The sequence below is a fragment of the Streptomyces sp. NPDC002588 genome (genome assembly GCF_040295925.1).
GTDB lineage: Bacteria > Actinomycetota > Actinomycetes > Streptomycetales > Streptomycetaceae > Streptomyces.
In genome coordinates this window covers 125,179-138,547 of sequence record NZ_JBEOWF010000001.1, presented here as the reverse complement: position 1 = coordinate 138,547, position 13,369 = coordinate 125,179, and the positions used below count along the sequence as shown (strand labels likewise).

The 13,369-nt window shown below is 71.5% G+C and carries 12 protein-coding genes and 1 pseudogene; 7 read left to right on the top strand and 6 right to left on the bottom strand.

The features are described 5' to 3' along the window. Positions 1–80: 80 nt before the first annotated feature. Positions 81–725 (top strand): TetR/AcrR family transcriptional regulator, encoded by a 645-nt coding sequence (locus ABT057_RS00610; protein WP_352340581.1) that lies wholly within the window; start codon positions 81–83, stop codon positions 723–725. A 90-nt stretch (positions 726–815) separates the two neighbouring features. Here ABT057_RS00610 and ABT057_RS00605 read toward each other — a convergent pair whose 3' ends face one another. The 4 genes from ABT057_RS00605 to ABT057_RS00590 form a co-directional block, all read right to left on the bottom strand. Next, positions 816–1,226, bottom strand: coding sequence for a PTS-dependent dihydroxyacetone kinase phosphotransferase subunit DhaM (locus tag ABT057_RS00605; protein ID WP_352339967.1), 411 nt, complete (start codon positions 1,224–1,226; stop codon positions 816–818). A gap of 7 nt (positions 1,227–1,233) precedes the next feature. Further along, entirely contained in the window at positions 1,234–1,842 is a 609-nt protein-coding gene (gene dhaL, locus ABT057_RS00600; protein ID WP_352339965.1) for a dihydroxyacetone kinase subunit DhaL, read from the bottom strand. Positions 1,843–1,875: 33 nt separating this feature from the next. Continuing rightward, on the bottom strand, positions 1,876–2,868 hold the full coding sequence (dhaK, locus tag ABT057_RS00595; RefSeq protein ID WP_352339963.1) for a dihydroxyacetone kinase subunit DhaK: 993 nt from the start codon (positions 2,866–2,868) through the stop codon (positions 1,876–1,878). A gap of 367 nt (positions 2,869–3,235) precedes the next feature. Further along, entirely contained in the window at positions 3,236–4,312 is a 1,077-nt protein-coding gene (locus ABT057_RS00590) for an endonuclease/exonuclease/phosphatase family protein (protein WP_352340580.1), read from the bottom strand. 412 nt (positions 4,313–4,724) lie between these two features. Here ABT057_RS00590 and ABT057_RS00585 point away from each other — a divergent pair, with 412 nt between their 5' ends. Together ABT057_RS00585 and ABT057_RS00580 are read left to right on the top strand one after the other, a co-directional pair. Further along, positions 4,725–5,420 carry a response regulator transcription factor gene (locus tag ABT057_RS00585; protein ID WP_352339961.1) on the top strand — a complete coding sequence of 232 codons (696 nt, stop codon included), beginning with the start codon at positions 4,725–4,727 and terminating at the stop codon, positions 5,418–5,420. Beyond that, on the top strand, positions 5,413–6,555 hold the full coding sequence (locus ABT057_RS00580) for a sensor histidine kinase (RefSeq protein WP_352339959.1): 1,143 nt from the start codon (positions 5,413–5,415) through the stop codon (positions 6,553–6,555). The genes ABT057_RS00585 and ABT057_RS00580 overlap by 8 nt, the downstream gene beginning before the upstream one ends. A gap of 36 nt (positions 6,556–6,591) precedes the next feature. Here ABT057_RS00580 and ABT057_RS00575 read toward each other — a convergent pair whose 3' ends face one another. Continuing rightward, complete coding sequence (locus ABT057_RS00575; protein ID WP_352339957.1) at positions 6,592–6,792, bottom strand: type II toxin-antitoxin system VapB family antitoxin; 201 nt, start codon at positions 6,790–6,792, stop codon at positions 6,592–6,594. 75 nt (positions 6,793–6,867) lie between these two features. On the opposite strand from ABT057_RS00575, the pseudogene ABT057_RS00570 reads away from it, so the two are divergent. Then, positions 6,868–6,993 (top strand): annotated as a pseudogene (locus ABT057_RS00570) (IS5/IS1182 family transposase); the annotation flags it as partial. Positions 6,994–7,134: 141 nt separating this feature from the next. On the opposite strand, the gene ABT057_RS00565 reads toward ABT057_RS00570, so the two are convergent. After that, positions 7,135–7,845 carry a TetR/AcrR family transcriptional regulator gene (locus ABT057_RS00565; protein ID WP_352339955.1) on the bottom strand — a complete coding sequence of 237 codons (711 nt, stop codon included), beginning with the start codon at positions 7,843–7,845 and terminating at the stop codon, positions 7,135–7,137. 359 nt (positions 7,846–8,204) lie between these two features. Here ABT057_RS00565 and ABT057_RS00560 point away from each other — a divergent pair, with 359 nt between their 5' ends. From ABT057_RS00560 to ABT057_RS00550, 3 genes are all read left to right on the top strand, one after another. Continuing rightward, a complete protein-coding gene (locus ABT057_RS00560) occupies positions 8,205–9,236 on the top strand; it encodes a hypothetical protein (RefSeq protein WP_352339953.1) in 1,032 nt (343 codons plus the stop codon). After that, positions 9,221–12,283, top strand: a complete 3,063-nt coding sequence (locus ABT057_RS00555) for a CHAT domain-containing protein (protein ID WP_352339951.1) — start codon at positions 9,221–9,223, stop codon at positions 12,281–12,283. The genes ABT057_RS00560 and ABT057_RS00555 overlap by 16 nt, the downstream gene beginning before the upstream one ends. A gap of 190 nt (positions 12,284–12,473) precedes the next feature. Further along, a complete protein-coding gene (locus ABT057_RS00550) occupies positions 12,474–13,364 on the top strand; it encodes an alkaline phosphatase family protein (protein ID WP_352339949.1) in 891 nt (296 codons plus the stop codon). Positions 13,365–13,369 lie beyond the last annotated feature (5 nt).

Below are 13,369 nucleotides of genomic sequence, written 5' to 3'. Positions count from 1 at the left end.
GAGTGACATAAATCAATGGTGAAGAATCTCGGACGCACGGTGTTGTCGTGCCGGAGATGACGGAACCGGAGGCCGACTGGATGACCGCAACCCACGGACGCACGGGCCGGCCGCCCCTGACCGAGGAGCGCAAGGCGCAGATCCGGCTGGAGATCGCCCGCGCCGCGGTCGGCCTCTTCGTGGAACAGGGCGTGGCCGCCACCACCGGCGAGCAGATCGGCCGGGCGGTCGGGGTGTCCGCGCGGACGGTCTGGCGGTACTTCCCGAGCAAGGAGAGCTGTGTACGTCCGCTGCTGACGGCAGGTATCGACGCGATCGCCGCCGCTCTGCGGGAGTGGCGCCCGGGCCGCCCCCTCGGTGAGACCTTCGCCAGGAATCTGGCGGACGAGCGCCTGGTCGTCGGCCCCGAGCCCACCACGGTGGGCGCCCTCGTCCGGCTGACCCGCACCGAACCGGGCCTGCGCGCTGTCTGGCTGCAGACCTACGACGAGGCCGAGCCCGCGTTCGCCCGCGCCCTCGCCGAACGCGCGGAACGCGCCGGACTGCCGGCCGACGGCCTGCGGCCGGCGATCCAGGCGGCCATGTTCAACGCGGCCCTGCGTGCCGCCGTGGAGCAGCACGCGTGGCGGGGCACGGACACCGCGACGGATCCGGCGGCGGTACGGGCCGAGCTGGCGGAGGCCCTCCACGCGGCCCTCGCCGTGGTCTCGGAGGGACTGACCTGAGCCCAGTCCTCTCCGCGCGCCGAACCGGGCCTGCCCCGTGCCGGGCCGGACCCTTCCCGCGCACCAGGCCTGCCACGCACGGAACCGGCGTCACACCTTCCGGTAGCCGTACGCCTCCGCAGCCGCCGCCTCCACCGCGTCGAGGTCGGCTCCGGTCGCCGCCGTGACCACCGCGGCCACCGCTCCCTCCACGAACGGGGCGTCCACCAGACGGGCGGTGTCCGGGAGTTCGTCACCCTCGGCGAGCAGCGCCTTCACCGTGAGGACGGCGCTGCCCAGATCGGTCAGGAGGGCGACTCCGGCACCCCGGTCCACGGCGGCGGCAGCGGCGGTGACCAGTTCGGCGCTGGTGCCGAGACCCCCGCCCTCGGTACCGCCCGCCGCGGCGACCGGCACGACAGCGCCGCCGCCCGCGAGCCCGCGCGCCAGCTCGGCCACGGCGGTCGCCACGGCCGCGCTGTGGGACACCAGCACGATCCCGACCAGCTTCTCGTCGCTCACCTTCGTCTCACTTCCCGTCGGCTCCGCGGGCCTCCAGGAGCCCCGCGATCAGCAGGGCCGAGGACGTGGCCCCCGGATCCTGGTGCCCGATGCTCCGCTCCCCGAGGTAGCTGGCCCGCCCCTTGCGCGCCTGCAGGGGAATGGTCGCCTCGGCACCCTGCTCGGCGGCGACGCGGGCGGCGTCGAAACCGCCGTCGAGCGCGTCGAGGGCCGGAACCAGCGCGTCGATCATCGTCTTGTCGCCCGGCGCGGCACCGCCGAGCTGCATCACGGCGTCCACACCCGCGCGCAGCGCCTCGGCGAACTGCTCCTCGCTCACCTCGGCCGCGTCCCCGAGCGCCTTGCCGGTACGGCGCAGCAGAGTGCCGTAGAGCGGTCCCGAGGCCCCGCCGACGGTCGAGATGAGCTGGCGGCCGGCGAGGACGAGGACGGCACCCGGTGTCTGCGGTCCCTCCTTCTCCAGCGCGGCGGTCACCGCCTTGAACCCGCGCTGGAGGTTGCTGCCGTGGTCGGCGTCCCCGATGGGCGAGTCGAGGGCCGTCAGCCGCTCCGCCTCGCGGTCGACGGACGCGGCGGTCGCCGTCATCCAACGGCGGAAGAACTCGGCGTCGAGCACTGGATCTCCTTGCGTGGTCGGTACGGGGCCGCCTCAGACACCCCAGCGCAGCCCCGGCGTCTTCACCGGAGCGTCCCACAGACGCAGCAGTTCCTCGTCGACCTGGCACAGGGTGACCGAGGCGCCGGCCATGTCGAGGGAGGTCACGTAGTTGCCCACGAGCGTCCGGGCGACGGCCACCCCGCGCTGGGTCAGTACCCGCTGCACCTCGGCGTTGAAGCCGTACAGCTCCAGCAGCGGGGTCGCTCCCATGCCGTTGACGAGGACGAGCACCGGATTGCGCGGTGACATGTCATCCAGGATGGCCTGGACGGCGAAGTCGGCGATCTCGCCGGACGTCATCATCGCCCGCCGTTCCCGGCCCGGCTCGCCGTGGATGCCGATGCCGAGCTCCAGCTCGCCGGGCGGCAGGTCGAAGGTGGGGCTGCCCTTGGCGGGCGTGGTGCACGCACTGAGCGCGACGCCGAAGGTGCGGGAGTTCTCGTTCACCTGCCGGGCCAGCGACTCGACCCGCTCCAGCGGCTGTCCCTCGTCGGCGGCGGCACCCGCGATCTTCTCCACGAACAGCGTGGCGCCCGTACCGCGCCGCCCGGCCGTGTAGAGACTGTCGGTGACGGCCACGTCGTCATTGACCAGCACTTTGGCGATCCGGATGCCCTCGTCCTCGGCGAGCTCGGCCGCCATGTCGAAGTTGAGCACGTCACCGGTGTAGTTCTTCACGATGAACAGCACCCCGGCCCCGCTGTTCACGGCGGCGGCGGCCCGCAGCATCTGGTCGGGAACGGGGGAGGTGAACACCTCGCCCGGACAGGCCGCGGAGAGCATGCCCGGCCCGACGAATCCCCCGTGCAGCGGCTCGTGCCCCGACCCGCCGCCGGACACCAGGCCCACCCTTCCGGCCACCGGAGCGTCCCGCCGCACGATCACCCGGTTCTCGACGTCGACGGTCAGCTCGGGATGAGCGGCGGCCATCCCGCGCAACGCGTCGGCGACCACGTTTTCCGCAACATTGATCAACATCTTCACGGGTACCTCCCGGTGAGACTAGTGGATGAGCCTCTGATCTCCATTTTTGCAGGTCAGGCTGGGTTGGGCCAGTTGACGATCTTGGCGGCCGGCGGCGGTCGCAAGCGGTCCGTGACGGTACTGATGTTGACTTGATGCTCACGTTGATGACGGATCGTCAGACGGGGTCGCAGGGGGGACGGTCGGTTCCGGAAGGCCGCTCCTGGCAGTATCGGTGCCCACCGTGGCCCGGGTCACGCGTGTGAACGTAAAGGCTCGTGGCGTTGCGGCGAGCCACATGACGGCGTACTCCCGGATCATCAGCGTGTCGACGCGGACAAGTGCCATCCGCAGCAGGTGGAGCGCCGGCCCTTGGGTGTTCACGTGTTCACCAGCTGATTGCGGCCGCCACCGGCAGATGGTCGCTGCCGGTGGCCGGGAGCACCCATGAGCTGTCCGGCTCCACGCCGCGGACCAGGATCTGGTCGATCCGCGCCACCGGGAACTTCGCCGGCCAGGTGAAGCCGAAGCCGTCCCCGGCCGCGTCCTGGGCCGAGCGCAACTGTGAGGTGATGCCGGCGAACGCGCGGTCGTCCAATGTGCCGTTCAGGTCGCCGAGCAGCACCACCCGGCCACGCGGACCGGTGGCGACGGCCTTGTCCAGCACCCGCACCCCTATGTCCCGTGAGGCCGTCCAGAAGCCCGCCTCGGGATTCACCCGCACGGAACCCAGGTGGGCCACATACACCGTCAACGGCCCGTGGTCCGTGGCCACCGTGGTGCGCAGCGCCCGGTTCGAGGCCATCTTCTTGTCGACCGGCACGGTGTCCGCCAGCGGCCCGTAGTCCATGATGTCGATCGGCCGGGTGTCCGACAGCGGCAGCCTGCTCCACAGCCCGACCGTGCCCTGCACCGTGTGGTAGGGGTACGTCTTCGCCAGCTCCCTTTCGTACGTGCCCGTGGCCCGCGGGGTCAGCTCCACCAAGGCCAGCACGTCCGCACCGGAGGCGGCCAGGTCGCGGGCGGTGCCGACCGGGTCGGGGTTGTCGGCGTTGACGTTCTGCTCGGCCACGGTGAGGTCGCCGCCTGCGTGGGACTTGTCGCCGAGCAGCCCGCCGAAGAGGTTCAGCCACACCACGACCGGCAGCAGTAACGCGACCATCGCGGAGGCGGAGCGGCGCCACAGCGCGCCGGCCAGCAGCACCGGGACGAACAGGCCGAACCACGGCAGGAAGGTCTCCGCCAGGCTGCCGAGGCCCCCGATCCGGTTCGGGATCTTCGCGTGCAGCAGCATGAACAGCCCGAGCAGCAGCGCCAGTGCGGCGAGCACCGGGCCGCGCTTCCAGGGCCCCGGCCGGGAGCCGACGCGGATCGCCCGGCGGATGCCCGCGCGCCAGGTCCCGGCGCCGGAGTCCCGGCGGCCGACGGCGCCCTGTCCGGCCTCCGGCGTGTCCACCTGCGCCATCGTCTGTCCTCGCTCGCTGCCGGTCACTGCTGCATCCTCGGGTCCTGGTCGGGGTCGGCACACCTACGCGGGCAAACCACGATCGACCGCACTGCTGCGCGGGTCGTGGTGTCAGGGTTCGGTCCTGCGGATCTGGCACAGCCCGTACTCGCCACCATGCTGGGACGGCCACGCCGTCGCATCGGGGTGCCCGACGCCGACGGCGTCCCCCGGCACGCGGGACTCGACTCCGCCGTCCGCGGCAGCCGTTGCCGCCCGGCGGAGGGCCTTGAGCGGACCTGGATCGAGGGGGTCGGTGTTCGTGCTGACGGTGGGGTTCGAGTCATACCGCCAGTCAAGGCAGCACGGTGTTGCCGGCCCGTATGCGGTTTTCGATATGCCGACGATATGCGCCGGCTCGTAGCCTCGGAGCATGCGTGTGTTGATTGTCGAGGACGAGCCCTATCTGGCAGAAGCCATCCGCGACGGCCTGCGCCTGGAAGCAATCGCGGCCGACATCGCAGGTGACGGCGACACCGCTCTGGACTTGCTGGACATCAACGCCTACGACATCGCCGTCCTCGACCGCGACATCCCCGGACCGTCCGGTGACGAGATCGCCAAACGCATCGTCGCCTCCGGCAGCGGCATGCCGATCCTCATGCTCACCGCAGCCGACCGTCTCGACGACAAGGCCTCCGGGTTCGAACTCGGCGCCGACGACTACCTCACGAAACCCTTCGAACTCCAGGAACTCACGCTCAGGCTCAGGGCACTCGACCGCAGACGTGCCCACAACAGGCCACCTGTGCGGGAGATCGCAGGCCTGCGGCTGGACCCGTTCCGCAGAGAGGTCTACCGGGACGGCCGCTACGTCGCGCTGACCAGGAAACAGTTCGCCGTGCTCGAAGTCCTCGTCGCTGCCGAAGGCGGTGTCGTCAGCGCCGAGGAACTGCTGGAACGCGCGTGGGACGAGAACGCCGACCCGTTCACCAACGCCGTACGCATCACCGTCTCGGCACTGCGCAAACGTCTCGGAGAACCCTGGATCATCGCCACCGTGCCAGGCATCGGCTACCGCATCGACACGCGACCGGAGGCCGGACACGAGGGAGGCGGGCATGGATAGGGCACCCGGGGTGAGCGTTCGCCTCAAACTCACCCTCAGCTACGCCGGATTCCTCATGGTCGCAGGCGTCCTGCTACTCGCGGCGGTGTGGGTCTTCCTCCTGCGTTACGTCCCCGACCGTGCCACGCTCATCAACCGCGAAGACCACACGAATGGTGTTTTCCCCATCCGGTCCGGCCTCCTGGACGTTTTCGCGCCGAGGGCGACCGCGGTACTTGCGTTCCTGCTGGTGTTCGGCCTCGTGGGAGGGTGGATCCTCGCCGGCCGGATGCTCGCCCCGCTGACCCGGATCACGGACGCCACACGCACGGCCTCGAACGGCTCCCTCTCCCACCGCGTCCGGCTGCCGGGCCGCAAAGACGAGTTCCGCGAACTCGCCGACGCCTTCGACACGATGCTGGCACGGCTCGAAGCACACGTCGCCGAACAGCGGAGATTCGCAGCCAACGCCTCGCACGAGTTGCGCACCCCACTGGCGGTCTCGAAGGCACTTCTCGAGGTGGCCCGCACCGATCCGGACCACGACACCGGCGAAGTCATCGACCGCCTCCACGCCGTCAACACCCGGGCGATCGACCTCACTGAGGCGCTGCTCCTGCTCAGCCGTGCTGAGCAGCGGTCCTTCACCCGAGAACGCGTCGATCTGTCCCTCGTGGCGGAAGAGGCCACCGAAACGCTTCTGCCCCTCGCGGAAAAGCGAGGCGTCACCATCGAGACCTGCGGCGACATCACCCCCACGAGCGGATCGCACGCACTCCTGCTGCAGCTGACCACGAACCTCGTGCAGAACGCGATCGTCCACAATCTGCCCGAACAGGGCATCGTGTACGTGAATACCGGCGTCCGCCCCGACAGCGTGGTGCTCACTGTCGAGAACACCGGCGAGCGGCTCACCCCGCAGCTGGTGTCGACGCTCACCGAACCGTTCCAGCGCGGCACCAAGCGCATACACACCGACCACGCAGGCGTCGGCCTCGGCCTGGCGATCGTCAAGACCATCACCCAGGCACACGACGGCACACTCACCCTCACCCCGCGCTCCGCCGGCGGGCTCCGCATCACCGTGGAACTACCCGCGACAGACCCGCCCGCTCCTCTCCTCAGAAGCGAGGTGCCGTCCGCCGGCGCGGACTGAGCGGGCTGTAGGAACCCACCAGGCCGAGCAGGAGGCTCAGCCTTGCGGCTCCTGCGGCTTGGCGTCGAGCTCGCGCAGACTTTGGTCCTTGAGCTCGGTGCGGGCCTCCGTGCGGTGGCCGCGGGCGATGTAGTCCCGCACGATCGCCTCGATCGCGTCCTGGGGCGAGCCGATCCCCGCCAGGACCATCACTTCTACCACGAGTTCGGCGTCGAGACTGATATTGACCTTGGCCACCGTGCCCCCTTGTCGCGTCGCAGCCGCACTCTAGCCGCTCACGGTTCCTCAGCATGCGCTCACGATTCGATCTCCGTGGCTGCTGTGATCACGGCTTCGGAGCCACCGTGGATGGCCCCGTTCACCGGGCTGAGCCCGCATCGGTTCGGCAGGTTGGTCCCCGCGCTGCGGCGTGAAGGCGCAGACATGGTCCGCACCGGCCCCGCCTCAGGGTCCACCGGCCTCTCACGACGCCCCACCGACTTGCGCCCCCTCCTCCGCCGCTGATTGGGGCGTGAGCAGATCGGCGGGCACAAGTGCCGGGCGTGGCCGAATCGTCGGCGGAGTGCCCCGGCGAGGCTGCTACGTGGTGGGCGGGTGGGCCGCGGTGATGCCGGTGAGGATGAGAGCGATCCCTGCGAGGAACTGTTCCCGGTCGTCGTGCTCGCGCATCCGGGGCGCGACGGCTCTGAGGAACGGGTAGTCGTCGGGGTCGAGCTCTTCCCATGCCGTCGACACGCTGTCGAGGAACTCGGCGCGGTCCACATCGGGCCCGAGAGCGCCGGCGTTCGCGGCGTTCGCGGCGTTCTGGCCGGCGGCGCCGAGGACGTAGTGCACCAACGCGGAGGTCGCCGTGAACCAGCCGGCCTCGGGCACGCCCAGCGCGCGGACCTGTCGGCCGATGCTTTCGAAGATCCGCGGCGTCACCGACCGGGTGGGCCCTAGGGAGAGCTGCGTGGCGAGCTGCTTGGCCAGCCACGGGTGTTCGTCGATCGCGTCGAACAGGCCGAGCGCGACGGCGCGGATCTCCTCCTGCGGCGAGTCCCGGGACTCGGCGGGCTCCATGGCCAGCGCGGCCGCGACGACGGCTTCGGTCGCGGCGTCGAGCAGTTCGCTCTTGTTCGCCACATGCCAATAGATCGCCCCGGGCCCGGTGGCGAGGCGCTCGCTCAGCGCCCGAAACGTCAGCCCGCCCTCGCCGGCCGCGTCGAGCAACTCGACGGCAGCCTGGACGATGCGCCCGCGGGAGAGCGGTTCCTCGCGTCGCTCTGGACGACGTGTCCTGGTGGCCATGCACACATCCTGGCACAAGTTTGGAACCCTGTTCCATCTGGGCATCCGTGGGAGCACCACCCCGGGCCGGGGCGGGAACGGCATGCTGCAGACGGCCCCCGGGTGCCCGCCCGGGAGGACCGCGAGACGACACGGTGCCCGGCCGGGACGGCACACCGGTCCGGCCGCTGCTCTCCGACGCCACGCGAGTTACCGTGAAGCGCGAAGGGCGCGAGCGACGGGGGGCTTCGCATGGGGGAGTTGGCCAGGACGCGGGCCGGACGGATCCGGGCGCTGCTGGTGGTCCCGGCATCCCGGCGTCGTGGCGTCCGGAAGGACCGCCCTCGGCCGCGGACACTGATCCGCACGGCGAACTCGGCGTGTCCCGCGCGCCGCACAGCCGGGGCACCGCCCCGTACATACCCCGGCCGCGGGTGGACCGGGTGCTCGACGCGACCCTGTGGGAAAGCCGATTCGTCCTCGCCGCACGGCAGTTCGCGCCGATGGCCGTCGGGGAGTCCGCGCGTGAACGGGGCTGCGCGGGGAGCGGCCCCGGCCCCGATCTCAAGGAGATACGTGATGCCGACATGAGCGAGGACGGCGTGCCGGGCTTCGACGACAGTGCAGAGACCGGCCGTCACCCCTTGGACACGCGGCTCGGCGACATGGCCGAGGCCCTGCGCGCGCAGGGCCTGAACGTCGTACGCCGGAACGTGTATCACGACGAGGCCGCTGACGGCACCGGTGGCCTGGGCTGGCTGTGGCTGTGTGCCGAACCCCGCCGGTTCCCCGACGAGAGCCACGATCTCCTGGTCCGCTACAGCGAGGCGGACGCCGACTGGCAGGTCTCCGCTCCGGACGGCCGGGGCGAACGCGTCCGCGCGGCCTTCGCCTCTTCGGCCACCGCGACGACCGAAGCGATCGCCGCCGCGATCGCCGACGGCCCGGGTGCCGGCCACGGACGCTCGCCGTCCGGCTCCCCTGTACTGCGGGATCTGCCCGACTGGGTCTCGCTGGTGCTCGGCGGAGTCGCCACCTCGATGATCGTCCCCTTCGTCCAGGCCGTCGCCGGAAGATCCGCCGACGACGCCTACACCGGACTGCGCGCCCGGCTGACGGGACGAAGCGAACCCGACCCGGCTGTCACCGTCTCGCTCGAACCCGAACCCCAACCCGAACCCCAACCCGAACCCCAACCCGACCCCGAGTCCGAACCCGACTCCGGACCCCACGCCGCCTCTGGCTACCTCAGCATTCTCGACCCCGACACAGACCTCCAACTTGTCGTCCCCGACCCCGTACCTCCCGAAGCCGTACGGCAGTTGACCGCCATGGACCGGTCCGAGCTGCGGGGCCGCACGCTCGTGTGGGACGACGGCAGGCAGGAGTGGTTCCGTTGCCGCCGGGCCTGACCCCCGGAGGGCCGGCGGGCGCGGACGGCGACCCCGTCACGCGCCGCATCCAGGCGTACTCGGCCACCGGCGACATCGGCGTCCTGTGCCAGGCCGAGGCCGAGCAGGAGGCGGCAGCGCTGCTCGACACAGGCGTACGCGCCGCCATCCGCGAGTCCAGTGTCGATGTGCAGCCCCGGCTGCGTCTGCTGCACCTCACCGGCCTGCTGTTCTGGAACCGCGCTCTGTCCGGCCCGGAAAACGATCCGCTGCACGACCGGGACCTGGCCCTCGCGCTGGCGCTCCTCGCTCCCCTCCGGGACGCCGCGCCCGAGTCCGTGCCGAGGGCGGTGTCCGAGTCGATCGCGCCGCCGACCGTACCGGGCACTCCTCAGGTGGCCGCCTGGGTCGACTTCGCGGGCCTGCTGCTGGAGCGGGCGGGACCCTACGACCGGACCGCCCTGCTCGCCGCCGCCGCGGTGCTGCAACTGGGCATCGTCATGGCCGAGACGAGGCAGGACCTGCTGCGCAGCCTCAGCAACACCGTGCACACCCTGCTCCTGATGCACGAGCGCCGCTCCGATTCGGAAGCCCTGGCGGCGGCCGTCGCCCTGGCTCGCCGACTGGTGGCCGAGTCCGCGCGCGGAACCCCCGAACACGCCCACCACCTGGCCCGGTTGCGCGACGCCCTGCGCCATGCGTACGAGCTCGGCCGGGAGCCCGGGGTACTCGCCGAGGCCGTCGAGCTGACCCGCGAGGGGCTCGCCGCCCTGCCACCAGGCCACCCCCACCGGCCCGACGAGGTGACCAGCCTCGCCGGGCTGCTGCGCTTGCGCCACGACGACTTCGGTGACTCGGAGTCGCTGCGGGAGGCCGTCGCCCTCAACCGTGCCCTGGTCGACGAGCTGCCACCCGACCATCCCGCCCGCGCCCGCCGGCTCAACAACCTCGCCGTAGACCTCGAGGCACTGTCCGGGCTCGACGAGCAGAACCCGGAGAACCCGGAGAACCCGGAGAACCGGGAGAACCGGGAGAACCCGGAGAGCGGGGGCAGCGGGGACGCGACCGCGCTGGACGAGATCATCGACCTGGGCAGAGCCGCCCTCACCGCCAGCACCGCGCCGGGCGTCGACCCGGGACTCCGTACGACCGTCCACGCCAACCTCAGCCGCTGGCTGAGACAGCGCGCCCGGCACCCCCGCTCCGGCCGCGACCCCGACGCCGACCTCGCCGAGGCGCTCCGCCTCGCCCGGCAGGCCCACACGGGCGTCGCGGACCGCCCGGCGGGCGCGGCGCTGGAGGCCCTGGCCCAGAGCCTGTCCGAGCAGTACGCCCGCACCCGCGACCCCGCGGTGCTGGCCGAGGCCGTCGGCCTCCTGCGGGACGGAGCCGCCGCCGCGGGGGACCCCGCCCGGGCGGTCTCCTGCCGCTTCCTGCTCGGCGTCACACTCAACAACCGCTTCGTCGACCAGGGCGACACGGCCGACGCCCGCGAGGCGGCGGCCCTGTTCCGCGAGGTGGCCAGGGCTGAGACGGGAACCGTCCACCGACGGCTGGAGAGCGCCTGGTACGCGGGCAAACTGGAGATCCTCCTGGAGGACTGGGCGAACGCGGCCGAGGACCTCGCCCTGGCCGTACGCCTGCTGCCGGAGCTCGCGGGCTGGCAGTTGCAGGCAGGCGACCGGGAGCGGCGGCTGCCCGCATACGCGCCGCTGCCCACGCTGGCCGCTTTCTGCGCCCTGTCCGCCGGCGCTCCCGCCCGCGCGCTGGAACTCCTGGAACAGGGCCGCGGGGTGCTGCACGGGGAGGTGGCGGCGGTGCGGGTCGACCTGGACCGGCTGCGCGCCCGGGCCCCGCACCTCGCCACCGGCCTGGAGGAACTGCCGGAGCGGCTGCGGTCCGCCCCGGACGCCGACCGGCGCCACCGGCTGGCGGACGAACGGCGGCGGCTGATCGAGGAGATCAAAAGGGTGCCCGGATTCGCGGACTTCCTGAGTCCGCCGCGCATCGAGGAGATCCTCGCCGCCTGCCGGGCCGGTCCCGTCGCCGTTCCGATGTTCGGCCGCTACGGCTCCGACGCGCTGCTCGTCACCCGGGACCGCGTCCGCCGCCTGCCGCTGCCCCGGCTCACCTTCGACGCGGTGCGCCGGCTCGGCCGCGACGTCTTCGGCGGCACCGAGCTCGCCCTCGACCCCACGGTCTCCCCGGACCGACGGAGCCTGGGCGAGTACTCCCTCCGCACCGGACTGGCGGGCCTCTGGGACGCCGTCGTGGGCCCCGTCCTCGAAGCCCTCGGCGACGACCTCCACCCCACCGGCGCCGGCCTTCCCCGTCTGTGGTGGTGCCCCACCGGCCCGCTCACCCTCTTTCCGCTGCACATGGCGGAGCGGAGGGAGGAGGGCAGCGCCTTCGACCAGGTGATCTCGTCCTACACCCCCACCGTCCACGCCCTCGGACGCACCCGCCCCTGGCGGCCGGGACCGGACAGCCGTCCGCTGGTCGTGGCGCTGCCACGCACCCCCGGCGCCGCCGATCTCCCGGCCGCCGACGAGGAGGCCGCCGAAGTCGCCGGCTCGTTCTCCGGCACCCGTGTGCTCCGCGGTCCCGCCGCCACCCGTGCGCGGCTGACGACGGCCCTGCCGGACCACGACATCGTCCACGTGGCCTGTCATGCCGGCTACGACACCCACCGGCACTACGAGGGCCACCTCGTCCTGCACGACGGGCGGCTGCACTTCACCGACATCGCGACCGCCCGCACCGGCCGGGCGGGCCTGGCCTTCCTGTCCGCGTGCGGCACCGCCCGCAACCGCCTCGACCTCCCGGACGAGTCCCTGAACCTGCTGACGGCGTTTCAGCTCGCCGGATTCAGTCACCTGGTCGGCAGTCTGTGGCCGGTCGCCGACCAGGCCAACACCCACCTGGTGCGCGCCTTCTACGAACATCTGACCAGTCAGGAGGACGACGTCACGGTGGCCGGCTCCCTGCACCACGCGGTCGCCCGGCTCCGCGACCGCGAGCCCGACCGTCCCTCCCTCTGGGCCTCCCACCTGCACATCGGCCCCTGACCGGGATGGTGGCGGTCTCGCCGGCGGGACAGCGCCGACCGCGCCTTTTGCTGTGCGTTACCTTTGTCTGGGGGGACCTTTGCCCAGCGGGGTTCACCGTTCGTCTGTCCTTCACACAGGCCCGGTCTGGGGCTTCTAGGGTTGCGGCGCCGCTCCCCGTACTTCCGTCGCTTCTGTCCGGAGGACAGTCATGGCCGCCGTCAAGGCTCCCAAGCGCAACAGACACCCCCTCGCCGCCCTCGCCGGGGCCGTCGCCCTCACCGCCACGTCGCTGGGCGTGTGGGCCGCCACGGCCACCACCGCGCAGGCCGCCACGCTCCCCACCCCCGACCACGTGGTGGTCGTGGTGATGGAGAACCACGCCTACTCGCAGGTGATCGGCAGCTCCAGCGCCCCTTACCTCAACAACACCCTCAAGGCGGGCGGCGCGAGCCTCACGCAGTCCTACGGTCTCACCCACCCCAGCGAGCCGAACTACTACATGCTGTTCTCGGGCTCCAACCAGGGCCGCACCGACGACAGTTGCGTCACCGTCGGCTCCATCGGCCAGCCGAACCTCGCCTCCGAGCTGATCGCCGCCGGGAAGACGTGGGCGAGCTACAACGAGTCGCTGCCCAGCCAGGGTTCGACGACCTGCAGCAGCGGCAACTACGCGCAGAAGCACAACCCGTGGTTCGGCTTCTCCAACGTGCCGACGAGCACCGCGAAGACGTTCGCGCAGTTCCCCACCGACTACACGACCCTGCCGAAGGTCTCCTTCGTCACCCCGAACCTGTGCAGTGACATGCACGACTGCTCGGTCTCCACGGGCGACACCTGGATCAAGAACAACCTGGGCGCGTACGCCACCTGGGCCAAGACCCACAACAGCGTCCTCGCCGTCACCTTCGACGAGGACAACAAGCTCTCCGGCAACCGCATCCCCACCCTCTTCTACGGGCAGCACGTCACGCCCGGCAGCTCCAGCTCCACCACCTACAACCACTACAACGTGCTGCGCACGCTGGAGGACCTGGCCGGTCTGAGCGCGCACGCGGGCAATGCCGCCTCGGCCTCCGACATCACCGGCATCTGGAACTGACGCCG

Excerpts from the sequence above, each read along its gene's own strand:
- ABT057_RS00610 (WP_352340581.1), top strand. The coding sequence starts at position 81 with ATGACCGCAACCCACGGACGCACGGGCCGGCCGCCCCTGACCGAGGAG.
- ABT057_RS00550 (WP_352339949.1), top strand. The coding sequence starts at position 12,474 with ATGGCCGCCGTCAAGGCTCCCAAGCGCAACAGACACCCCCTCGCCGCC.
- ABT057_RS00585 (WP_352339961.1), top strand. The coding sequence starts at position 4,725 with ATGCGTGTGTTGATTGTCGAGGACGAGCCCTATCTGGCAGAAGCCATC.
- ABT057_RS00590 (WP_352340580.1), bottom strand. The coding sequence starts at position 4,312 with ATGGCGCAGGTGGACACGCCGGAGGCCGGACAGGGCGCCGTCGGCCGC.
- ABT057_RS00565 (WP_352339955.1), bottom strand. The coding sequence starts at position 7,845 with ATGGCCACCAGGACACGTCGTCCAGAGCGACGCGAGGAACCGCTCTCC.
- ABT057_RS00580 (WP_352339959.1), top strand. The coding sequence starts at position 5,413 with ATGGATAGGGCACCCGGGGTGAGCGTTCGCCTCAAACTCACCCTCAGC.